The following is a 24,060-nucleotide window of genomic DNA, read 5'->3' as shown; positions in this document are numbered from 1 at the left end:
GACCGTGACCACCCCCTTTTCCGACCGACCCGGGACGGACGACCACGGGGCGCCGCCCCCCGGCTGTCCCGCCCACGGCCTGACCTTCACCCCGGACAGCCTCACCCCCAACGGACTGCGCCGGCTGTACGGCCCCGAGGCCGAGAACGACCCCATGGGCCTGTACGAGAAGCTGCGCGCCGAACACGGCACCGTGGCGCCGGTGTTGCTCCAGGGCGACGTGCCCGCCTGGCTGGTCCTCGGGCACAGCGAGAACCTCCACATGACCCGTACCCCCTCGCAGTTCTCGCGTGACGCCCGGCGCTGGCGCGCCCTGCACGACGGGTCCGTGGCCCCCGACCACCCGCTCGCCCCGGTCTTCACCTGGCAGCCGATCTGCGTCTTCGCCGACGGCGCCGACCACGAACGGCTGCGCGGCGCGGTCACCGACTCCCTCGCCCGGATCGACCACCGGGGGGTCAGGCGCTACATCAACCGGTACAGCAACCGCCTGGTCAACGACTTCTGCCAGGACGGCAGGGCCGACCTGGTCAGCCGGTTCGCCGAGCACCTGCCGATGATGGTGATGGCGCAGATCATCGGCATGCCGGAGGAGTACAACGACCGGCTGGTCGAGGCCGCCCGCGACATGATCAAGGGCACCGAGACCGCCATCGAGTCCAACGCGTACGTGATGGCCGCCCTGAACCGGCTCGTGGCGCGCCGCCGGATCGCGCCCGAGGAGGACTTCGCGACCTGGCTCACCGAGCACCCGGCAGGTCTCACCGACGACGAGGTCGGCCAACACCTCCGGCTGGTGCTGATCGCGGCGTACGAGACCACCGCGAACCTCATCGCCAACGTCCTGCGCATGGTGCTCACCGACCCCCGGTTCCGGGCCCAGTTGAGCGGCGGACACATGACACTGCCCGAGGCCGTCGAGCAAACGCTGTGGGACGAGCCGCCGTTCACCACGATCTTCGGCCGCTGGGCCGTCGGTGACACCGAGTTGGGCGGCCAGCGCATCAAGGCGGGGGACGCGCTGGTGGTGGGGATCGCGGCGGCCAACGTCGATCCGGTGGTACGGCCCGACCTCAACGCCTCCATGCAGGGCAATCGTTCGCACCTCGCGTTCAGTGGCGGCCCGCACGAATGCCCGGGACAGGACATCGGCCGGGCCATCGCCGACACCGGCATCGACGCGCTGCTGCTGCGGCTGCCGGACATCCAACTCGCCGTGGAAGAGCACGAGTTGCGGTGGACGGCCGCTCTGATGTCCCGTCAGTTGCAGGAGCTGCCGGTGACGTTCGCGCCCCGGCCGCCGCAGGACGTCACCGGACCGCCGAGCGCGTCGCCGCAGGTGACCCGCCCGCAGTGGCAGGTGGAGTCGCCGAGGCCGGCCGTCGTACCGCGCCAGGTGTCGCCCTCCGTCCCGGCCGGGCGTCCTGAGGCGCCGGCGGGGGCCGCGCCGGCGGTCCCGGCGCACGAGCCGGTCCCGGACCCGGGCGCCGGAATCGCGCCGCCGGGGATGATCCCCGCGCAGCGCGGGGGGTCGGCGCCGCTGCGGGCGTGGCGGGCTGTGATCCGATGGTGGCGTGGGTACTGAGCCCTGAGCCCTGAGCACTGGGTGCTGAGCGCTGAGACCTGGGTGCTGGGTGCTGGGTGTGTCCCGGGCCCGGGGCGGGAGCCGGTGTCGGTGTCCGTGTCGGTGGGGCCGGGTCCGGGCGCCGTGCCGGTGTGTCAGTGGGACGGCTCCAACTGGTCCCACCACCAGGCGATGGTGGGGAGGGGGAGCGGCTCCGCGCTGTCGTCGGCGGGGTGTTGCTTCCACCACCCGCCGGGGGTCGCCCCCGGCCCCGACGGCACCCGGTAGCGCGGGCACGCCGACGCCCAGTCGAGGTGGCCGCGTACGAACTGGGCGAGGCCCTCCACGTACCGGCGCAGCGCGGTGTGCGCCTCCTTGGCCACCTGTTCCGACAGCCGCTCGAAGAGCACCATGACGCGGTCCCGCATCGCCACCGCCCGCACCAGTGCGCGCGCGGGATCGCAGTCGTGCTCCCGGCACAGGACGTCGATCAGGTTGAGGTTGTCGTCGGCCCGCTGGAGTTCCTTGTTGCGGGAGTAGAGGTCGTTGTCCCAGCTCACCAGCGTCCAGGTGATCTCCGTCAGGGCGCGGACGCGTGGATCCTCCATGTCCCGGTCCGGTACGGAGAAGCCGCCGACGATCTCGATCATCGCGGTGGACGGCGCCATGCCGATGGAACGCATCCACAGCGTGATGTAGTCGTCCAGCGTGGGCAGTTCGGGGTTCCTGCGCCAGGAGGCCTCCCACACCACGCCCGACGTGTACACCCGCATCGCGTCCGTCCAGCGCCGCACCTGCTTCGGCGACGCGAGCCGCGCCAGATCCGTGCGCAGCGCGCGCAGGGAGGAGGTGTGCGGCGAGTCGCCGGGGGAGTGGCCGGCGGGGGCCTCCAGGGCGCGCATGATGCGCGAGGTCTCCTGGGCGAGCAGATCGGCGGTGGCACCGGACTCGTCACACACACTGTCGTCGAGCGAGAACAGCACCGCGTGGAACTTGGACATGAGCGTCAGTGGTTCCACCTGCCCGTACGGCATCGTCGACGCGGTGAGACCACCGAAGTCGCAGACGGCCAGCCGTTCGATCTGGTGCTCGTCGGTGTCGAGCCGCTGCCGGAGCATCCACTCCACCGTCACCTGGTTGAAGGTGTCGGCAGCGGGGTGTCTGACGGGCGGGAAGGGACAGTAGAACGGCACAGCGGGCAGCTGTTGGGCCGAGGTCTGTTCCGAGACACGGGTCATGATCGGCCTCCTGTATGCGACGAGAGGTGCGGTATGTGCCGGTTGTGTGCCGAGGGTGTGCCGGTGGTGCGCCGGAGCGCTGCCGTGCTGTGGGGGTGACTGATGGAGCGTATAGGCCCGGGTCGGATCGTCAACTGCATATCAATTGGCCACTGGTTGGCTGAAATTGACTGTCCGTCAGTGCGCGGAGGTCGCCGCGCATGGCGTGTCGGCCCGGCTCCGGCGGCTTCTTCCGTCCGCCGGCCCCTACGCGTGTGAGGGAGGGCGACCGCTTCCGGAGTGTTCATGGCTGACCTGTATCGGTCGGGACAACGTCCGGATCACTACGGAATACGTCTTTGACCGGTCGTGCGGAGAGACGGACGCACGCGGTCCGCCTACCTCTCCGCACGGGCGGCCCGGTACGTGTCAACAACGAAGAACCGCAGGCCAACCCGCCCGGCATATGCCACACCGCGGCCCTTCGCGGGGGCGTGCGCGGTGGTGTTCGGGGGCCTTGGCGGGGGTCCTGGTGTGGGGGTGTGCCGCTGTGATGGTGTGCCGCTGTGCGTGCGGTACGTGTGTTCGTCGTGTGTTTTTCATGGGTTACGCCCCCGCGCGCCGGTGGCCCCTCCCGGAAGAGGGGCCACCGGCCCGGGGCGCGCCGCCCCCGTCCCCACGGTGCGGCGCGGGTGGACCGTTGTCATCCGCTCTCGGACGACGGTCCACCGGTCATGAGGGCCGGGTGACTCCGGCCAGAACGCCCTCGCGGGCACGCGTCGTCGCGCCGTCCCGGACGTTCGCCAGGGCACCGTCGCGGGCGTGTGCCGCCACGCTCTCGCGGACGGGCGAGGTGACACTCTCCCCGGAGGCCTGGGCGGCGCACGCACCCGTCCTCAGCCCGAGCGCCGGGAAGATCGCGGCCTCCAGGAAGCGCGTGAGGTACGTCTCGTCCGCGTGCCGGCCCTCCAGCATCGGCCGGGCCCGTACGACACCGATCAGCTGGGCCGCCACGAACTCCGCCGCCGGATTGTCGGCGGCGATCTCGCCGCGCGCCACGGCGCGGCGGATCATCGCGTCGATCGCCGCGATCTCCGGCTCGATCAGCGCCTCGCGCAACGCCCGCAGCAGCTCCGGGTTCTGGAGGGCGGCGTGGCTGAGCGCGTGCATCAGCGTCGTGTCACGCCCCGAACCCGCCCCCGCCGTACAGGCCGCCGCGAGCAGGTCGCCCTTCAGCGTGCCGGTGTCGACGCTCGCCAGTGCGAGACAGCGGGTGCCGCGCAGCGCGGCCGCCACGAGCTGCGGTTTCGTACGCCACTGGCGGTAGAGCGTGGACTTGCCGCAGCGGGTGCGCGCGGCGACGCCCTCCATGGTCAGCGCGTCGTAGCCGCCTTCTCTGAGCAGGTCGAGAGCTGCCTCGTAGAACTCCAGCTCCCGTTCCGGCGTGATCTTGGAGCGGCGCTGCTGCGGCGTCATCGTCTCTCCTTCTGGATACCGGATCAGATATCGATCCGGGGGTCGATACGGCAGTGTACCGATACGCCACTGTACCGATACGGATCCGTATCGGTACAGTGGCGTATCGATAGGGCGTGGCACGACCGCGTCACCGCTTCAACGCGCCGTGAGCACCACGCCGTGTCGTCCACGCAAAGGGGTCGGGTGAATGAACGCCCGAACAGGGCCCGCCGAACGGAAGCAGGTACCTTCCGCCCGACCGCCCCTCGTCCGCGAGCTGTTGCTCGTCGTCGGACTCTTCCTCGTCTACAAGCTCGGCAGGCAGCTCGCCGACGGCCGTACGGGGGAGGCGTTCGGCAACGCCCACGACGTCTGGAACTTCGAGCGCGCCGTCCGTCTGCCGAGTGAGAGCGCGGTGCAGGGGGCCCTGCTGCACAGCGACACGCTCGTCCACGTCGTGAACACGTACTACGCGACGGTGCACTTCCCGGCCACGGTGCTCTTCCTCGCGTGGCTGTACTGGCGCCGGCCCGTCCACTACGTCTGGTCCCGCCGGGTCCTCACCGCGCTGACCGGAGCCGCGCTCGTCCTGCACCTGCTGGTGCCGCTGGCTCCGCCGCGGATGCTGGCCTCGACGGGGCTGGTCGACACCGGGCGGGTCTTCGGCCCGTCGGTGTACGGGGCGAGCCCGGCGAGCGACCAGTTGTCGAACCAGTTCGCCGCGATGCCGTCGCTGCACGTCGGGTGGGCGCTGATGGTGGCGGTCGGCCTCATCGCGGCGACGCGTTCGCGGTGGCGCTGGCTGTGGCTGCTGCATCCGCTGATGACGCTGTTCGTGGTGGTGTCGACGGCCAACCACTACTGGCTCGACGCGATCGTGGCGGTGGCGCTGCTGGGGGTGGCGCTGGCGTTCATCCGGGTGCCGGGGCGGGGGTCACTGGTGGTGCGGTCGTCCCCCGGCGGGGCCGCGGAGCCGGCGGGGCGGTCGGCCTCGCCCGCGGACGGACGCCGAGCGTCCGACGTACCCGACCCTTCCGACGTACGCGACCCTTCCGACGTACCCGAGTCTGCCGCCGTACCGCGCTCGTCCGCCGTACCCGACACCGTTCCACTCGTCTCATCAGGGGGCACACGATGAACGGCGGAACGCTCGTCGCCGTGGCGCTGTCACTCGTCTCGGCCGTCGCGTACGCCTCTGCGGCCGTCGCCCAGGAGCGACTCGCCGCGCGTACGGACCCCGGCACCGGACTGCTCACCCTGCTGCGGCGCAGCACGTGGTGGTCGTCGGTCGGACTGAACGCCACCGGCGCGCTGTTGCACGTCGCGGCCCTGACGTACGGGTCGCTCACCGTGGTCCAGCCCTTGGGCGCGCTCACCCTGGTCGCGGCGGTGCCGCTCGGCGCGCGGCGGGCGGGTCGGCAGGTCAGCAGGGGCGAATGGCGCGGTACGGCGTTCACGCTGGTCGGCCTCGCGATCATCCTGACGACGGCGGCGGGGACGACGCCGGACGAGACGCTCACTCTCCCGCAGGCGCTGGCCGTCGCGGCCGTCGCGATGGCGCTGGTGGCCCTGCTGACGAGGCCGGCGGGCGCGCAGCCCGGTCTGCGGAACGCGGCGGCGTCGGGGATCACGTCGGGCGTCGCCTCGGCCCTCACCCAGACGGTGACGGTGGCCGCGGCGGCCCGCAGCTCGGACGCGCTGCCGTTGTGGCAGGCGGCCGGGGTGGCCCTGCTGGTCGCCGCGTTCGCCTCCGGCGGCCTGCTGCTCTCCCAGAAGGCATACCGCGGCGGCCTCGGCGCCCCGCTCGCGGTCCTCACCCTGGCAAACCCGGTGGCGGCGGCCGCCATAGGCCTGACCCTCCTGGGCGAACGCCTCCAGGGCGGTGCGCTGGGAGTGGTGGCGGCAGCGGTGGGCGCGGTGGTGGCGGCGAGGGGCGTGATCCTCCTGACCCGTACGACCCCGGGGGCACCGGTCCCGCCGATTTCCGGCGCGCCGGACGCACGAGTGGCCTCGGGCGCGAGCGCGTTTGGGCCTGTCGGCGCTCCGGAGGCCGCAGGGGTGCCGGTGGGGCGCGGGGTTCGTGTTCCGCATGCGCGGGTGGGCTCGGATGCGCCTTCGGGCGCGGACGCCGCGGACGCGCCGGGCGGGGCCGGGGTGTCATTGGTGCGTGGGGTGTCCCCCGTGCCCGATGTGCGGGCCAGCTCGGGAACCCGCGCCGTTCGGCGGGCGCCGGAGCCCGTGGGCACGCCGGACTCCGTCGACGTGCCGGTGGGTCAGGAGAACGACGTACCGGATCTGGTCCTGCCTGGTGTACCCGCGCCTGCGGGTGCCCGAACCGCCGGGACGGGGGCGTCGCCGATGCCCCTGGTCCCGGTCCGTACCACCGTGCGTCGGCCGTCCGCCCCGACGGCCGACGCACGGATGGCCGTACCGCCCGAGGCGGCTTCCGAGCCGCCCGGTCCTTCGTCCGCGCGGCGGATGACCGTGGTGCCGCTGCGGCTCCTGCACGCGGGAATCCGCGACGTACCGGCGGCGGCCGGGCGGTCGGGGCCCGCGAACACCGGCAAGCGGCCGGGGCCGTCGCCGACGCCCGTCCCCGCGCCTGTCCCTTCGGGGCGGACCTCGGCCGCGCCGGCGCGGAACGCCTCCGACGCGTCGGACCGTACGAGCGCCGTGCGGTCCACGGACACCACAGCCACCACGCCGGGCGAGGCCGGCACCGCCCCGCCCGTCAGGTCCGGGCGGATGTCGGTGGTGCCGCTGCGACGACTCCACGTGGTCGCTGTGGACGGTCCCCACGCACAGGCTCCGGCGCCGGTACCGCTCGTACCTCTGCGGAGCGTGCGCCCCGCAGAGGCGGCGGCGCCCGTCGACCGCCTCGGCGACGGCATGCCGGATGCACGGGCGGGGCGACCTCGCCCTGCCTCGTCGGATCCTGTCGCGTCGGGTGTCGTCCCGGTCCGGGCAGTGCCGGCTCCCGCCGACCAGCCTTTGGACGTCGTGGCCCGGCGATCTCACTCCGTGGCGCCGACTTCTGCGCCTTCGGGTGGCGTCTCCGTCCCGGATACCGAGGCCGTGCCGGCTCCCGCCGACCCGGTGTTCGACGTGCCCTCTGACGCGTCAAAATCCGCCGCCACGGGATGTGCCCACCCGGCCGGTACCTCCGACACCTCACCGGCAGGAGCCGAACCTGCCCCGGTCCCCGGGACAACCACGGCCCCCGACGCGGGGGAATCCGGGGCCCCCACGGGGGGCCGGCCGGCCGGTGCGCCGGTGGCCCCACGGGCGGAAGCCGACACGGTCTCGGCCTCGGCCTCCGGAATCGCGACGTCGCCCGACACGGCCGGCTCCGAGCCCACAGGACGCGAGCACCGGACGCGTGCCTCCGACGCCCGACCGGCAGGAGCCGATACCACCGCCTCCGTCCCCGGAATCACCGGGCGAGGCCGCGGGCCGGCGGTGTCCGCCGCCCCTGTCGGTGGAGCGCCCGACGCATCCGGCCCGCCGGCCCGGCCCACGGAGGTGGATTCCCGTCTCGGTGGCGCGGAGACCGGTCCGGTTGTCGCGCCGGGCGCGGGCGGCGGTCCGGAGGAGGGGGCGGCGGCCCGTACCCAAGGCGCTCGGGCGGACGTGAGGGGTCGGGCCGGGCGGCGGGAGAAGATGTCCGCCCGGCGGGGGGCGGGGCGGCGCGTCGCTCGGTTCGCCGTGGCCGGGCTGGCCGTGTGGGCCGTGCCCATGCCCGTACCCCTGATGCCCGGTGAGTTCGGCTCCGTCGAATGGCCGGGCCCACCGCACCCCACCGCCCCCGGCGACGGCGCGCCGCGGCGGAAGCGGTGTCGCGCCGGGGCGTGAAGGTGCGCTGTTGGGCCGCTTAAGAAATCCTCGATGGACTGGAGAAGCCGCGCTCGGCAGATTGGGGGCGTGATCACCGGCCGGCGATCACGGATCAGCGATCAGCTCAGCACCACCCTCACCCCGGGAGCCACCCCCATGAAGGCACTTGTGAAACAAAAGGCCGAGCCGGGGCTGTGGCTCATGGACGTACCGGAGCCGGTCACCGGCCCCGGAGACGTACTGATCAAGGTGCTCCGTACCGGCATCTGCGGTACCGACCTGCACATCCGCTCCTGGGACGGCTGGGCCCAGAACGCCGTCACCACCCCCCGCGTCCTCGGCCACGAGTTCGTCGGCGAGGTCGCCGCCCTCGGCGCCGACGTCCAGGACATCGCGGTCGGCGACCTCGTCAGCGGCGAGGGCCACCTCGTCTGCGGCCGGTGCCGCAACTGTCTCGCCGGCCGCCGCCACCTCTGCCGCAGCACCGTCGGCCTCGGCGTCGGCCGCGACGGCGCGTTCGCCGAGTACGTCGCCCTCCCCGCCTCCAACGTCTGGGTGCACCGCGCCCCCGTCGACCTCGACGTCGCCGCGATCTTCGACCCGTTCGGCAACGCCGTGCACACCGCGCTCTCCTTCCCGCTCGTCGGCGAGGACGTCCTGATCACCGGCGCCGGCCCCATCGGGATCATGGCGGCCGCCGTCGCCCGGCACGCCGGCGCGCGCAACGTCGTGATCACCGACGTCAGCCCGGCCCGCCTCGAACTCGCCCGCAAGGTCGGCGCCACCCTCGCCCTGGACGTCACGCACCACGGCATCGCCGAGGCGCAGCGCCAACTCGGCCTCAAGGAGGGCTTCGACATCGGCCTGGAGATGTCCGGACGCCCCGAGGCCATGCGGGACATGGTCGACAACATGACCCACGGCGGCCGGATCGCGATGCTCGGCCTGCCCGCCGACGAGTTCGCCGTCGACTGGTCGAAGATCGTCACGTCCATGATCACGATCAAGGGCATCTACGGCCGTGAGATGTACGAGACGTGGTACGCGATGACCGTCCTCCTCGAAGGCGGCCTGGACCTGAGCCCCGTCATCACCGGCAGCTACGGCTACCAGGACTTCGACGCGGCCTTCGACGAGGCCGCGACCGCCCGCAGCGGCAAGATCATTCTCGACTGGACCGCCTGAGCGGTCCCCGTTCCGCCGCCCGCCCCGCCCTCCTTGGAGTCAGTCATGTTCACGTCCGTACGGGACGACCTCCGCGCCACCCTCGACGAGATCCGCGAAGCCGGTCTCTTCAAGCCCGAACGGGTGATCTCCACCCCGCAGAACGCCTCCGTCGCCGTCACGGCCGGTGGCGCGCCCGCCGGCGGGGACGTCCTCAACTTCTGCGCCAACAACTACCTCGGCCTCGCCGACCACCCCGAGGTGGTCGCCGCCGCCAAGGACGCGCTCGACCGGTGGGGGTACGGGATGGCGTCCGTACGGTTCATCTGCGGCACGCAGGAGATCCACAAGGAGCTGGAACAGCGCCTCTCCGCCTTCCTGGGCCAGGAGGACACGATCCTCTACTCCTCCTGCTTCGACGCGAACGGCGGCGTCTTCGAGACCCTCCTCGGCGCGGAGGACGCGGTCATCTCCGACGCGCTCAACCACGCCAGCATCATCGACGGCATCCGGCTCTCCAAGGCGCGCCGCCTGCGCTACGCCAACCGCGACCTCGCCGAGCTGGAGACCCGGCTCAAGGAGTCGCAGGACGCGCGGCGGCGGCTGATCGTCACGGACGGCGTGTTCTCGATGGACGGGTACGTCGCGCCGCTCGCCGAGATCTGCGACCTGGCCGACCGCTACGACGCGATGGTCATGGTGGACGACTCGCACGCGGTCGGCTTCGTCGGCCCCAACGGGCGCGGGACCCCCGAACTCCACGGGGTGATGGACCGCGTCGACATCCTCACCGGCACGCTGGGCAAGGCGCTAGGCGGTGCCTCCGGGGGGTACGTGGCGGCGCGCGCGGAGATCGTCGCGCTGCTGCGCCAGCGGTCGCGTCCGTACCTCTTCTCGAACTCGCTCGCGCCGGTGATCGCGGCGGCGTCCATCAAGGTCCTCGACCTGCTGGAGAGCGCGGGGGAGTTGCGGGAGCAGCTGAACGCGAACACCGCGTTGTTCCGTTCCCGGATGGCCGAGGAGGGCTTTGACGTGCTGCCCGGGGAGCACGCGATCGCGCCGGTCATGATCGGGGACGCGGCGGAGGCGGGGCGGATGGCGGAGCTGTTGTTGGAGCGGGGGGTGTATGTGATCGGGTTCTCGTATCCGGTGGTGCCGATGGGGGCGGCGCGGATTCGGGTGCAGTTGTCTGCGGCGCACTCTTCTTCTGACGTGTTGGAGGCGGTTGCGGCGTTCGTCTCGGCGAGGGCGTCGCTTTAACCTGCGACGGGGTCGCGCGTCTTTGTCCTCACGCCGGACGGGCGTCTGCGCGGCGGTGGGGGGCGCGGCTTCCTGCTTGTCCTCAAGCGCCGGACGGGCTGGTTTGTGGCGTCTGCCCGTTGCGCGGGCGCGGGTTACTGATGTCCTCAATCGCCGGACGGGCTTGATGGTGCCCGCTGCGGGCCGTGTTTTCCGGCGCGGGTCGGTTGCCGGGGGCCGGTCAGGGGTCGTGTCCTGCACTGCATGTTTTACGTCGCGTGCGGGGTCTTGTTTTGCGTAACGGTAGCCATGCGACACAAAACACGCTTTACGTTCCGGACACGACCCCTGCCCGTCCCCCTTCCAGGCCCGCGTCAAAACAACCCCGGCCCGCCCCGGCTTTTGAGCCCGTCCGGCGTTTGAGGACATCGGTGACCCGCACCCGGCACCGGGCGCCAAGACCCAGCCCGCCCGGACGCACCCCCAGCCCGTCCGGCGTTTGAGGACATCAGTAGGCCGCGCTCGCGCAATGGACCGCAGGGGCCCCGGGGTGGGCGGGGTCGTTCAGTTCACCGGCGGCGTGAGGGGGGTGGGGTCGGAGGAGGTGCGTGTGGCCGGACGTAAAGCGTGTTTTGTGGCGCATGGCTACCGTTAATCAAGACAAGACCTTGCATGCGCCGTAAAACATGCAGTCCGGACATACGTACCTCCGCAGGCCCCGCCCCCCGTCACCACGACAAACCCAGCCCGTCCGGCGATTGAGGACATCAGTAACCCGCGCCCACCGCCGACAGGCAGACGCCCGTCCGGCGATTGAAGGACAGACAAGACGCCGCGCCCACCACCGGGGCGCAGACGCCCGTCCGGCGTGAGGACAAGTAGGGGGCGCGACCCCGGCGCCGTAACCTGGGTGCCGTGATCGACCCCCGCCGGCTACGGATACTGCGCGCCGTGGCGGACCACCGCACGGTGACCGCCGCGGGCGCCGCCCTGTACCTCACCCCCTCCGCCGTCTCGCAGCAGCTCGCCGCCCTGGAGCAGGAGACCGGGCACACGCTCCTGACCCGCAGTGGCCGGGGCGTGCGGCTGACCGCCGCGGGCGAGATCCTGCTCACGCACGCGCACGCCGTCCTCGCCCAGCTGGAGCGCGCCGAGGCCGAGCTCGCGGCGTACGCGGGCGGGGCCGCCGGGGAGGTGACCGTCGCCGCGTTCGCGACCGGGATCGCCGAGGTGCTGGCGCCGGCGCTCCGGGAGCTGGCGGGACTGCACCCGGACATACGGGTACGGGTACGGGACGCCGAGGGCGACGAGAGCCTGCCGATGGTGCTCGACGGCCAGGCGGATCTCGCGGTCGCCGTCGAGTACCGGGGCGCCCCCCGCGAGGACGACCTGCGGCTGTCCCGCGTACCGCTGTACGCGGAGCCGTTCGACGCCGTCCTGCCCGCCGCGCATCCCCTCGCCCTCGGCGCGCGCGTGGTGCTCGCCGAGCTGGCCGACAGCGACTGGATCGGCCCGTACCCGGGCAACCCGTGTCACGACGTGATGCAGCTGGCCTGCGAGCTGGCCGGGTTCCAGCCGCGCCTCGTGCACTCCTCGGACGACTTCCACGCCGTCGTCGCGCTGGCCGGCGCCGGCGCCGGGGTCGCGCTGGTGCCGAGGTCCGCGCTGCGCGGCATGGACCTGAAGGGGACGGTCGTCCGCCCGGTCGCGGGTCCCGCCGCGACGCGCCGGGTCTTCGCCGCGGTCCGGCGGGGGGCCGAGGACCATCCCCTGATCCGTCCCGTACTGGATTCCCTGGTCCGGGCGGCCTCCGGTCTCACCACCGGTTGATACGCTTGTGGGGTGAATGTGACTTATATCACGTATGAAATGTGATCTATCGGGTGTGTTCTCCACGTTTATCTCTGTATGGCCAAACCAGTCGTGAGCGACGCGATCCACGGACCGGCGATCTTCGGCCTGCGACCCGCCGATGAGCTGGTACGGAAGTACCGGGCGGACGGCGTCTGGCGTGACGTCGGCCCGCTGGACGACCTGCGCCGCTGGCGGGAGCTGATCCCCGACGCGCCCGCCGTGATCGCCTACCGCTCGGGCGCGGGGATGCGCAGGCTCACGTACAGCGAGTACGCGCGGTACGTGGAGCGCTTCGCCGGCGCGCTGCACGAACTGGGCGTGCGGCCGGGGCACGTGGTTGCGATCCAGCTGCCCAACTGGTGGCAGCTGAGCGCGCTGATGCTGGCCTGCGTCCGCGTCGGCGCCGTCGTGGCGCCGGTCATGCCGACCATCGGCGCGCGCGAGCTGGAGCGGACCCTCGCCCGGGTCGGCGCGAGCGTCTGTGTGACCGCCGACCGCTGGGCGGGGACCGAGCACGCGGAGGCGCTGTCGAAGATGGCCTCCCGCCTGCCGGGCCTGCGGCACCGCGTGGTGCTGGGCGACAGCGCCCCGGGCAGCGAGGTGGACTTCGTCCGCCACTTCGAGGAGACACCGTGGGAGCGCCGCCACCCCATGGTGGTGAGCGAGTCGAACGAGGACCCCGACCGGGGCGCCGTCGTCCTCTTCACCTCCGGCAACTCCGGCGAGCCCAAAGGGGTGCTGCACAGCTTCAACACCCTCCACGCGGGCGCCTTCCCCGTGGTCGAGGCGGAGGGGCTCGACTCGCACGACCGGATCTTCACCCCGCAGGCGCAGCCGCACGTCTTCGGGATGATCTACGGGGTGCTCATCCCGCTGCTGGCGGGCGGGACCTCCGTCGTGTCCGACGTGTGGCGGCCGCACGACATCCCCGAGATGCTCATCGACAGCGAGGCCACGGTCTTCGCCGGAGCGCCGTCGTATCTGGCCGCGCTGGTCACCGAGACCGAGAACGCGCGCGAGAAGGCCCCGCTCCGGCTCGTGTTCAGCGGGGCGACGAGCGTCCCGGGCCAGCTCGTGTCGGCGGTGCCGCGGATCTGGGGTGTCCCGCTGCGGACGCTGTGGGGGATGACGGAAGTACCGGGTCACACCTGGACACGCGGGGACGACCCGCCGCTCTGGGGCGCGCACAGTGACGGCAGCCCGGGGCCGGGGCTCGAAATGGACTTCAGACGGCATGCTCCCGAGGAGGGGCCCGGGTCCGGGGCTGCGGACGCGGCGGACGTGGGGGCGCCGGACGGAGTGTGGAGCGCCGAGCAGCCCGCCCGGCTGTTCGTACGGGGCGGTGGGGTCGCGCTCGCCACACTGGGCCGTGACAGCGGACGGCTCCGGGTCGTGGCCGAGCACGACGACGGCTGGTACGACACCGGGGACCTGGCCATCCCCGACGGCCGGGGCGGACTGCGCGTCATCAGCCGTGAGGCGGACCGTATCGGCGGTACGTTCATGATCCCGGTGAACGACGTCGAGACCGAGCTGCTGGACCACCCGGACGTGGCCGAGGTGGCCCTGATCGGCTACCCGGACGGCGAGGGCGGCGAGCTGGCCTGCGCGGTCGTGGTCCCGAAGTCGCCGGCGCCGACCCTGGGGGACCTGCGGGAGTTCCTGACGGACCGGGGCATGACCGAGTGGTACCAGCCCAGCCGCCTGGAACTCGTCACGGCCCTGCCGCGCAACTCCATCGGCAAGGTGCTCAAGGCCCCGCTGCGCGGCCGGCTGCGCGGCGGAGGGCGCGACGGAGGGCACGGCGGAGACTCGCACCCGGAGGCTTCCGGCGCTCAAGAGTGACCGGAGACCCACTCGATCCGGCCGTCGCCGACGAAACTGATCTAACCATTCCGCAACGAAGCTACGCGCGGCTGACGTTCCGTCAACACAGCGTGCGGGACGGCCCGTAGACATTCCGGGAAGTGTCGGCAGCCACGTCCCAAAGCGCCGCTGTGCTGGGCAAGTGTGCTCTCGGGTGGGCGGCTCCGGTCATTCCGATTAGCCTCCGGGACCGCCGTCCTCCGGGTCTCCGCGACCGGGTTTCGCCGTGCGCGCCACGGGTCGGACGCGCGTTTTTCGGTCGCGCACGCGTTCGTTGCCACGGGCTACGGCCTAGGATCAGGCCGCGCCGCTGGCCCCCTCCGCCTCATCCGTAACGACGGACCAGCGTCCTCACCGACCCCCCGCCACCACCCGTTAAACAGGTATCTGCATGTTATTGATACTCAGCACCGGTTCCGGCGACGGAGCCGTCCAGTGAAAATCAACCGTCGTCTCGCCCTGCTCGTCACCGCGCCCCTCACCGTGGCCGTCGCCTTCTCGGGACTGGCCCTCGCGCCTGCGGCCAACCAGGCGCTCCAGGCCGACCGGTTGACCGAGATGGTCGAAGTGGCCGCCGACGCGGGGGACTTGACCCACCAGTTGCAGCGTGAGCGGGCGGCAGCGACCGCTCTGGTCTCCGCACAGGGAGACGCGGAAGCGTTCCAGAAGAGTTCCGAGGCGACCGACAGGAGTGTCGCCGCGTTCCGCGAGCAGACCGACCGCCTGTCCGCGGTGCCGGGCAGCGCCCAGGCCGCGCTGGACCGGATCACCCGCTTCACCGACGACCTTCCCTCGCTGCGCGCCCAGGTGCGCTCCGGCGGCAGCACCATCTCCGCCCTCGCCTTCGGCTACCGGACCGTGATCGCCGACCTCAACAACTACCGCGACGGCATCGCGCAGGCGGACGGGGTCGACGCCGACATCGCGGACCGGATCCGCGCCGCCGCCGCCCTGTCCGAGGCGGCCGAGTACTCGGCCCAGCGGCAGGTCACGGTGATGAGGGCACAGGCGGCGGGCGGTTTCACCACCGCCTCGCAGCGGACCTTCGAAGCCGGCGGGCTCGGCTACACCGAGTCGATCGGTGTGCTCTTCGACCTCGGCCCCGGCCAGTGGCGGACCTGGCTGGAGCGCACCCTCTCCGGCGCCAAGGCGTTCGAGGCCCGCCGCCTCGAGGACGAGATCGGCCGTACGGGAACCAGCAAGGCCATCGCGGTCACGCCGGCCGAGTGGCAGAAGGCCTCCAACGACCGTCTGACACTGCTGCGTTCGGTGGAGAAGCGGATCGACGGGTCCGTCCTCGCGACGGTCTCCGACGCGCGCACCACGCTCGTCAGGACCGCCGCCGCCGAGATCGCCCTGGTGCTGCTGACCCTCGTCGGCGCCGTCTTCCTGGCCGTCCGCCTGGGCCGCGTCATGATCCGGCGGCTCAGCGATCTGCGGAACGCCGCGCACGAGGTCGCCCACACCGGGCTGCCCGCCGTCATGGCCGAACTGTCCCTGCCCGGCGCGCTGAGCGGCGCGACCCCCGAGGAGGTGGCCCTGCGGAGCGGCAACCCGGTGCGGACCACGGGCGCGGACGAGATCGGCGAGGTCGGTGAGGCGTTCAACGCCGTGCACCACGAAGCGGTCCGTCTGGCGGCCCAACAGGCGCACATCCACGAGCAGTTCGCCGAGACGCTGGTCGGTGTCGCCCGGAGGGGCGCGCAGTTGACCACCGTCATGGTGTCCGAGCTGGACACGGTGCAGCGCGACGAGGCCGATCCCGAGCGGATGAAGGTCCTCTTCGCCCTCGACCACCTCGCCATCCGCATGGAGCGCAACACCAACAGCCTTCTGGTGCTGGGTGGTTACGGGCACGCCCGGGTGCGCTCGCAGGACATCGACTGCTCCAGTGTCATCATGGCGGCCGCCCAGCAGATCGAGCGCTTCGACCGGGTGTCGCTCGGAGTGGTGGACGCGGAGATCGGCATCGCCGCCCGCGCCGTGCACGACGTGGCGCACATCCTGGCCGAACTCCTCGACAACGCCACCCGGTTCTCGCCGCCCGACAAGCCGGTCGGGGTCGCCGTGTGGCGGCTGTGGGACCGGGCCGTCGTCCAGATCGTGGACGAGGGAGTGGGCATCACCGCCGAGCGCCGCGCGCGCTACAACGCCGCGCTGCGCGAGCCGCGTACGGGCATCGGGGACGTACGGTCCATGGGGCTGCACGTGGTGGCACGGCTCGCCGCGCGCCACGGCATCGTCGTGGAGCTGTGCGACTCGTCCGGTCCCGGCACCATCGCCGAGGTCGCCCTCCCCGTCACCGTACTGGCCCCGGCCCCCCGGAAGACCGTCCCGCAGCCGGGGAGCACGCCCGGCGCGGACCGTACCGACGCAGGCCGTACCAACGCAGGCCGTACCAACGGCGGCCGTACCAACGGGGTACGGCACGAGCCGCCGGCCGCCCGGCCCGCGGCCCCGGCCAACGGGGGCCGCGGCGGCGCCTCCACCGGCGTCCGCGAGCCCGTCACCGCACCGCCCCGGACCTCCGTACGGGACGAGCCGGTGTCGCGCATCGCCGGGGTCAGCCCCTCCGGACTGCCCCTGCGGCAGCGCAACACCCCCCAGCAGTGGCCCACCCTGGGCAAACGGGACGGCGCCGACCAGCGTCCCGGTGGCACGACTCCCCGGCCCGCGCCCCGCCGCCGAGACTCCCGGCACGTCTCCGACGTCCTCGCGGCCTACGCCCAGGGGATCAACAGGAGCACCAACCAGCGCGCGCGTTCCACCGCCGACGACACCACCGAACGGAGCAAGAAATGACCTCACCGGCCGACCTGAGCTGGATCCTCAGCAGTTTCGCCGGACGGATCCCGGAGGTCACCCAGGTGATAGCCGTGTCCGTGGACGGACTGGCACTGGCGTACACCGGTGTGGACCGGGACGACGCCGACCGGCTGGCCGCCATCGCCTCCGGAGTGGTCAACCTGCTGTCCGCGGCGGCCGAGTTGACGAACACCTATCCCGTCGAGCACAGCCTCACGGCCATGGAGGGCGGCTACATGTTCTCGATGGCCGTCTCCAGCGGCGCCTCGCTGCTCGTCACCACGACCAGGGACGCGGACATCGGCGAGGTCAGCTACATGATGTCCGAGCTGATCAACCAGGTGGGCGACTCGCTGTCCCCCCAGGTCCGCGACGCGAACCCGGAGCTTTCGCGCTGACCGCCCGGCCGTCGCGTCCTCACCGGTCCTCCCGACCGCCGTGATCCCCCGGCCGCCCCATTCCTCCCGACCGTCCTGCCCGTTCTAATGAGTGAGAGTCCTTATGTTCTTCGACCTGTCCCCCTCGCGCCGCCGCAGACTCCGGCCGGCGGGTGCCGCCGCCCTCGCCCTCGGCCTGGCGGCCGTCACCGGGTGCAGCAGCGACAGCGGCGCCGGTGACACCACCGTGAAGGTCGGCCTGGTGGCCTCGCTGTCCGGTACGTACAAGGCGGTCGGCACCGACCTGCGCGCCGGCTTCGAGCTGTACCTGAACACCCACGACGGCAAGCTGGGCGGACGGAAGGTCGAGCTCATCGTGGCGGACGAGGGCGACGGCCCGCCGACCGCCGTCCCCGCGGCCACCAAGCTGGTCAAGAAGGACAAGGTCGACGCGCTGACGGGCCTCGTCAGCGGTGGCTCGGTCAACGCGGTGCTGCCCCTGATCGACCAGGCCAAGATCCCGTTCCTCGGGTCGAACGGCCGGCCGCCCGTCAAGAACCTCGAGTATGTGTGGACGACGAGCTTCCTCTCCGACGAGCCGGGCAAGGCCATCGCCCCGTACGTCAAGGAGAAGGTCGACGGCCCGGTCTACGCGATCGGCCCCGACTACCAGGGCGGTTACGACGAACTCCGTGGCTTCACCGAGGAGTTCAAGCGCGTCAAGGGTGAACTCGCCAACCCCGACGGCAAGACGGCCTGGACGCCGTTCCCGAAGACCACCAACTTCATGCCGTACTTCGCGGAGATCGCCAAGACGGACGCCAAGGCGGTCTACTGCTTCTACGCGGGCAAGGCCGCGATCGACTTCGCCAAGCAGTACGCGCAGTCCGACATCGCCGACCTCCCCCTCTACACGGCCTTCGTCACCGAGGGCAGTGTGCTCCAGGCCCAGGGCGACGCGGCGAAGGACATCTACTCCGTCCTGAACTACGCGCCCGACCTCGACAACGCGGCCAACCGGAAGTTCGCCGCCGACTGGACGGCCGAGCACGACACGCAGCCCACCACGTACGCGATGGCGTCCTACGACGCGGCGGCCGTGCTGGACAAGGCGATCGCCGACGCCGCGAAGGCCGGTGACGTGACGCCGGGGACCATCAACAAGGCCATCGCGGCCCTGGGCCAGATCGACAGCCCGCGCGGCGCCTGGGAGTTCAGCGACAAGGCGCACGCGCCGGTGCAGACCTGGTACCTGCGCCAGGTACGGCCGGACGGCAACCAGCTGGCGAACGTCATGGTCCAGGACCTGGCCACGCTCGGCGGCTGACATGGAACTGCTCGATGCCCACCTCATCCCGGCGGTGGACGGCGTGGCCTACGGGCTGCTGCTGTTCGTGGTCGCCGCCGGCCTGAGCCTCGCCTTCGGTACCGCGGGCGTGCTGAACCTGTCCCACGGCACGCTGTACGCGATCGGCGCCTACACGGGGGCCGAGTTGAGCGACGGGACCTGGGGCGGACTCGCCCTCGGTCTCGCGGCCGGCACCGCCGCGGCGTGCGCCGCCGGGGCCGGGCTGTCCGCCGCGACGGCTCCGCTCGCCCGGCGTGGGCATCTCGCACAAGCACTGCTGACGTTCGGGCTCGCCCTGATCGGCGGCGACCTGCTCATCCAGCTCTTCGGGGCGGACGAGCTTCCGGTACGGGTCCCCGAGGCGCTCGACTCCTCGGTGACCCTGCTGGGCCACCGGTACCCCGCGTACCGGCTCTGCTTCATCGCGATGGCCGTCCTGCTCGCCGCGCTCGGTACGTGGGTCCTGACCCGGACCCGGGTGGGCGCGGCGGTACGGGCCGCCGCCGACGACCCGCAGATGCTCGCGGCCACCGGCCACAACCCCCGGGCGGTGCACACCGGCGTCCTCGCGGCGGCGGGTGCGCTGGCCGGGGCGGCGGGCGTCCTCGGGGCGCCGATCATCGGCCCGGGGCCCGGCACGTCCGAGAACGTGCTGATGCTGTCCCTGGTGGTGGTCGTGCTCGGGGGGCTGCGGTCGCTGTGGGCGACGTTCTTCGCGGCCGTCGCGGTGGGGGAGGTGCAGACGCTGGGCGTCTCGGTGGCGCCGGACCTGGCGCCGTATCTGCTCTTCGCCGCGATGGCGGCGGTCCTGGTGCTCCGCTCCCGCTCCCGCTTCACGGAGCCCGCCACCGCACACGGCCCGCAGGGCCCGCCGGCGGACCCGGTGGCCCGGCTCCGCCGCCACCTCGCGGCGCGGCTGCGGCCGCGCGGGGGGGCGCCGGCGGGGGCGGTTCCGGCCGTTCCGGAGCCCGGCCCCGGACCGGAGGGGCTGGACAGGCCGGACGACTCCATGTCCGTTACGACGTCCGCCCGTTCGGCCGGACCGGCGGCCCCGCCCGGCAAGAGTGGCGGCACGGTCACACCGCTCGGACGGCTCACACGCGGCCCCGCCTGGCGGCGCGCCGTCCCGCCGCTCGCCCTGCTCGGGGTGCTGTTCGCGCTGCCGGGGATCCTGGACCCGTACAGCATCTCGCTCGCCGGTTCCGCGCTGGCCCTGGGGCTGCTCGCCGTCAGTGTCACCGTCCTCACCGGCTTCGCCGGTCTGCCCACCCTCGGGCAGACCGCGCCCTTCGCCGTCGGCGCCTACACCACCGCGAACCTCGCGCTCGCCGGATGGACCGTGGGCCCGGTGCAGATCGTCGTCTCCGCGCTCGCGGCGGCGGTGTTCTCCGCGGTGACGGGACCCGCCGTGGTCCGGGCCCGCGGCACCACCGTGCTGATGATCACGCTCGCCATCGGCGAGCTGACCGGCGCGGTCGTCAACCAGTTCAAGTCCGTCACCGGCGGCGCCGACGGCCTCGTCGGCTTCCCCGCCACCCAGGCGCTGTGGGGCGGGGAGGGAATGACCGGCGAGAGCGACGTCTACCGCTACGCGCTGGTCGTCGCCGCCGTCGCCGTCGCCGCCACCCTGCTCGTGCTGCGCTCCCCGGCCGGGAAGCTGCTGACCGGCACCCGGGGCGCCGAAGCCAGGATGCGCGCCTCCGGACACCCGGTGGGGCGCTACCTGCTGGTCGCGTACATCTGCGCCGGCGCGCTGGCCGGCGTCGGCGGCTCGCTGATGGTCACCGTGCAGCAGTACCTCTCGCCCGCCGACGCCGGGTTCGAGATCGCCGCGTTCGCCCTGCTGGCCGCCGTCATCGGCGGTGGTACGTCGGTGATCGGCGCTCTGGCGGGCGCCGGGCTCATCGTCCTCACCCGTGACCTGGTGGCCAGTTCGTGGCCCGGGCACGGGCCGCTGCTGCTCGGCGTCCTGTTCGTCGCCGCCGTGTACCTGCTGCCGCGCGGTCTGGCCGGCCTGTTCGGCGGATCCGGCGGAACGTGGCGCGGGCCCGGCCGGCCGGGCCCCGACGAGCCGTCGCCCGCCACCGCCACGCCCACCCCGCCCCTCGCCGGGAAGGCCGCCCCATGACGCCACCCACGCCGACCTCCGCACCGGCATCCGCGCTGCTGGACCTCACCGGTCTCACCCGCAGGTACGGCAGCCTCACCGCCGTCGACGACGTCACCCTGCGGCTGCCCGCCGGCGCCCGGCACGCCGTCATCGGCCCCAACGGCGCGGGCAAGACCACCCTGCTCAACCTCATCGCGGGTACGGACCGGCCCGACCGGGGCACCATCGTCCTGGACGGCGCGGACATCACCCGTACCGCCACCGCCAGACGCAGCCGTCTCGGTGTCGCCCGCAGCTTCCAACAGCCCTCGGTGATGGCCGAGGTGACCGTCCTGGACAACGTCGTACTGGCGGGCTGGTCCCACCACCCCGCGCGCCGGGGCGCCTGGCGCAGCCCGTCCCGCCTCCGGCGGCACACCGAGTCGGCGGCCCGCCATCTGGAGGCCGTGGGCCTCGCGGACCTCGCCCACCAACCGGCCTCCGTCCTCTCCCACGGACAGCGCCGCCTGCTCGACCTCGCGGCCGCGCTGGCGGGCGACCCGCGCCTGCTGCTCCTGGACGAGCCGGCGGCCGGGCTGACGGACGGCGACATCGGGCGGCTGCTCGGCGTCCTCGGGGGACTGCCGGAGAGCGTCGCGATCATCCTGGTCGAGCACCATGTGGAGGTCGTCGCCCAACTCGCCACGACCGTCACGGTCCTGGCGGCCGGGCGGGTGCTCGTCACCGGTCCGGTCCAGGAGGCGCTCGCGCACCCCGAGGTCCGCGAGGCGTACCACAGCACCGGCGCGAAAGGATGACGGACCACCGATGCTCGAACTCACCGGCCTGACCGCCGGCTACCACGGCGGCACCGTCCTGCACGGCCTCGACCTGTCCGTGCCCGCCGGCACGGTCCACGCCGTCGTCGGCCACAACGGCGCGGGCAAGACCACCCTCGTCCACACCGTCGCCGGGCTGATGCGGCCCAGCGCGGGAACCGTACGGCTCGACGGCCGGGACAGGACGGGGCAGCCGGCGCACCGGATGGCCCGCGCAGGGATCGGTCTCGTACCGCAGGGCCGCCGGGTGTTCGCCGGGCTCACCGTCGCCGAGCACCTGCGGCTGTCCTACCGGCCGCCGCGCCGGGGCGACACCGCCCGCCCCAGCGTGTGGACCCCCGCGCGCGTCCTGGAACTCCTGCCCCGGCTGGGCGAGCGCCGGGGCAACCGGGGGGCGGACCTGTCCGGCGGCGAGCAGCAGATGCTCGCCCTGGCCCGCGCCCTCCTCGGCTCGCCCAGTGTGCTGCTGCTCGACGAGCCGACGGAGGGCCTCGCGCCCCAACTCGTCGGGCAGGTGCACGCGTTGATCGCCACGCTCGCGGACGAGGGCCTCGCCGTCCTGCTGGTGTCCCCCAGCCCGGCGCAGGCGGCCGAGTGCGCCCGTACGCTCACGGTCCTCACCTCGGGACGGACGACGCTGCGCGTGGACGGGGCGGACGCCCGGGCCGACGCCACGGCCCTGAACGCGGCGCTCGAACTCGCGCCGACGGCGCGCTGACACACTCCGGCACACCCTCCGGCACACCCCGGCACACACTCCGGGAGACTCCGCGACACGCACGGAGCGCGCCGGGGGCGGGATCACCGCCCCCGGCGCGCTCAGGGCGTATCGCTACCGGGGCTTGATGCTGTGGCCGCCGAAGCCGCTGCGCCGGTCGGAGCCCTTGTTCTGGCCCTGCCACCACGCGTCGAACTCCGGCTGCCCCATCGCGGACCAGTCGGGTGTGTTCTCGACCTGCGCGGCGCCCATCCCGCGCGCGAGGGCCACCATCGCCGACCCGACCGGGCCGCGCTCGGCGTCGTACCTCTCCAGGACCTCTGTCCAGCTGCTCCCGGCCGCCCAGGCGGCCTCCAGCGCGTTCGCGTCCTGGAGCGCCTTCACACTGCCGGCGCCGATGTGCGGCCGGGTGACGGTGGCGGCGTCCCCGACGAGCGCCATCCGGCCGGAGGTGTAGCGGGGCACCTCCACGTCGTAGATGGGCTGGATGAAGGTGGATTCCGCGGGGGTACGGAGCAGCTTGTCCGCCCAGTACGGCGGGAAGTGCTCGGTCACCAGGGCGCGCAGATGCGCGGTCAGTTCCGGGCTCAGCCCGCCCGGCGGTACGGAACCGGGGGCGGCGCGGTCCGCGGTGGACGGGTCCGGGGTGACGCCGTCGGCCGGCGGGGGCGTGGTGTAGAGGATCCAGTTGAGCCGGTGGCCGCCGGTGCCGTCCGGGATCCGGTAGGCCATGCAGTGGCCGCCGGGGAAGACGATGTTGTGCGCGCTGTGCCCGTCCGAGGGGAGGCCGGCGACATCCGGAGACGTACCGCGCCAGCCGATGTAACCGGCGTACGCGGCGCCAACGCCGGGGAACATGGCCTCGCGGATCACCGAGCGGTACCCGTCGGCGCCGATCACCACGTCGAAGTGCTCCTCGTGGCCGTCCGCGAGCCGTAACGTCATCCCGTCCGCGTCCGGCTCGACCCCGGTGACCGTCACACCCGTCCGGTACGACACGTCGTCGGGGACCCGGCGGCGCAACTCGCGCCACAGGGAACCCCAGTTGTACGCGCGGAAGGGGAACGGCTGCTCCCCGACGACCCGGCCGTGGTCCGCCTCGCCGTCGCGTGTGCTCCACACCCGCGTGCTCAGCGGCGCCCAGGGGATCTCGGGGGTCAGATAACCGGCGTTCCGCAGTTCCTCGTACCGGTCGTTGTGCAGCCCGATGCCCACGCCCCGGTCACGGAGCCGGTCGTCGGCCCGCTCGAAGACGGTGACCCTCCCGGCCCCGCCGCGGGACGCGGCCAAGGCCGCGGCACACCCCGCTATGCTGCCGCCGACCACGGCGACGCTGCCTCCACGCATGACTCGCCTTTCCTCGCTCGCTCACTCGGTCACTCGATGTGTCCCGGTCACCGTCGCGCGCGCTGGCGCCCGCCGGTGTGACCGTACGTAACTCCGCCCAGGACAAGGCATGTTGACCGGCCAACCGGCGGCCAGGTCCTGGGCGGAATCCTATCGAGGAGCGACGGAGCGGGGGTGGCGTGATCCGGAAGACACTGCCCGCGACACCGACCCGGCCCGCGACAGCGACCCCACTTCGCGGACACGCCCTAGGGCGTGTCCGCAATGTCAGTTGGGGAGCCAGAGTCGTAGGCAGGCGAGGGTGACCAGGGCTTTGTAGTGGCGGGCTCGTTTGTCGTAGC

General features: G+C 72.7%; 14 protein-coding genes and 2 pseudogenes. 13 read left to right on the top strand and 3 right to left on the bottom strand.

The features are described 5' to 3' along the window. Positions 1-4 precede the first annotated feature (4 nt). A complete protein-coding gene (locus ACIODU_RS09870; protein WP_401765941.1) occupies positions 5-1,585 on the top strand; it encodes a cytochrome P450 in 1,581 nt (526 codons plus the stop codon). Positions 1,586-1,719: 134 nt separating this feature from the next. On the opposite strand, the gene ACIODU_RS09865 is transcribed toward ACIODU_RS09870, so the two are convergent. Next, the gene (locus tag ACIODU_RS09865) at positions 1,720-2,802 is read right to left on the bottom strand and encodes a hypothetical protein (RefSeq protein ID WP_356432878.1); all 1,083 of its coding nucleotides are present in this window, start codon (positions 2,800-2,802) and stop codon (positions 1,720-1,722) included. An 864-nt stretch (positions 2,803-3,666) separates the two neighbouring features. Beyond that, positions 3,667-4,257: pseudogene (locus ACIODU_RS09860) on the bottom strand (TetR/AcrR family transcriptional regulator); the annotation flags it as partial. A 190-nt stretch (positions 4,258-4,447) separates the two neighbouring features. Here ACIODU_RS09860 and ACIODU_RS09855 point away from each other — a divergent pair. The 12 genes and pseudogenes from ACIODU_RS09855 (at position 4,448) to ACIODU_RS09800 (ending at position 22,372) form a co-directional block, all read left to right on the top strand. Beyond that, complete coding sequence (locus tag ACIODU_RS09855; RefSeq protein ID WP_401765937.1) at positions 4,448-5,377, top strand: phosphatase PAP2 family protein; 930 nt, start codon at positions 4,448-4,450, stop codon at positions 5,375-5,377. After that, positions 5,374-6,309, top strand: a pseudogene (locus ACIODU_RS09850) (DMT family transporter); the annotation flags it as partial. The gene ACIODU_RS09855 and the pseudogene ACIODU_RS09850, both read left to right, overlap by 4 nt. A 1,920-nt stretch (positions 6,310-8,229) precedes the next feature. Next, positions 8,230-9,258: an L-threonine 3-dehydrogenase gene (gene tdh / locus ACIODU_RS09845; protein WP_356432882.1), complete on the top strand. Its 1,029-nt coding sequence runs from the start codon at positions 8,230-8,232 to the stop codon at positions 9,256-9,258. A gap of 45 nt (positions 9,259-9,303) precedes the next feature. Continuing rightward, positions 9,304-10,497, top strand: coding sequence for a glycine C-acetyltransferase (locus ACIODU_RS09840; RefSeq protein WP_356432884.1), 1,194 nt, complete (start codon positions 9,304-9,306; stop codon positions 10,495-10,497). A gap of 894 nt (positions 10,498-11,391) precedes the next feature. Next, entirely contained in the window at positions 11,392-12,306 is a 915-nt protein-coding gene (locus tag ACIODU_RS09835) for a LysR family transcriptional regulator (protein WP_356428643.1), read from the top strand. A gap of 78 nt (positions 12,307-12,384) precedes the next feature. Continuing rightward, positions 12,385-14,175, top strand: coding sequence for an AMP-binding protein (locus ACIODU_RS09830; RefSeq protein ID WP_401765932.1), 1,791 nt, complete (start codon positions 12,385-12,387; stop codon positions 14,173-14,175). 456 nt (positions 14,176-14,631) lie between these two features. Continuing rightward, complete coding sequence (locus tag ACIODU_RS09825) at positions 14,632-16,998, top strand: nitrate- and nitrite sensing domain-containing protein (RefSeq protein ID WP_401765929.1); 2,367 nt, start codon at positions 14,632-14,634, stop codon at positions 16,996-16,998. Further along, positions 16,995-17,399 carry a roadblock/LC7 domain-containing protein gene (locus ACIODU_RS09820; protein WP_161309228.1) on the top strand — a complete coding sequence of 135 codons (405 nt, stop codon included), beginning with the start codon at positions 16,995-16,997 and terminating at the stop codon, positions 17,397-17,399. The genes ACIODU_RS09825 and ACIODU_RS09820 overlap by 4 nt, the downstream gene beginning before the upstream one ends. A 103-nt stretch (positions 17,400-17,502) precedes the next feature. Beyond that, positions 17,503-18,705: an ABC transporter substrate-binding protein gene (locus ACIODU_RS09815; RefSeq protein ID WP_356428634.1), complete on the top strand. Its 1,203-nt coding sequence runs from the start codon at positions 17,503-17,505 to the stop codon at positions 18,703-18,705. Position 18,706: 1 nt separating this feature from the next. Beyond that, positions 18,707-20,854 (top strand): branched-chain amino acid ABC transporter permease, encoded by a 2,148-nt coding sequence (locus tag ACIODU_RS09810; protein ID WP_401765925.1) that lies wholly within the window; start codon positions 18,707-18,709, stop codon positions 20,852-20,854. Then, a complete protein-coding gene (locus ACIODU_RS09805) occupies positions 20,851-21,633 on the top strand; it encodes an ABC transporter ATP-binding protein (RefSeq protein ID WP_401765922.1) in 783 nt (260 codons plus the stop codon). Before ACIODU_RS09810 ends, ACIODU_RS09805 begins: the two co-directional genes overlap by 4 nt. A 10-nt stretch (positions 21,634-21,643) precedes the next feature. After that, positions 21,644-22,372 (top strand): ABC transporter ATP-binding protein, encoded by a 729-nt coding sequence (locus tag ACIODU_RS09800; protein ID WP_401765919.1) that lies wholly within the window; start codon positions 21,644-21,646, stop codon positions 22,370-22,372. Positions 22,373-22,486: 114 nt separating this feature from the next. Here the strand turns inward: ACIODU_RS09800 and ACIODU_RS09795 are convergent, their stop codons facing one another. Continuing rightward, entirely contained in the window at positions 22,487-23,719 is a 1,233-nt protein-coding gene (locus tag ACIODU_RS09795; protein ID WP_401765916.1) for an FAD-dependent monooxygenase, read from the bottom strand. Positions 23,720-24,060 lie beyond the last annotated feature (341 nt).

It is taken from the genome of Streptomyces sp. NPDC088261 (assembly GCF_044740805.1).
In the GTDB taxonomy this organism is placed as follows: Bacteria; Actinomycetota; Actinomycetes; order Streptomycetales; family Streptomycetaceae; genus Streptomyces.
This window is presented reverse-complemented; position numbering and strand designations above follow the sequence as displayed.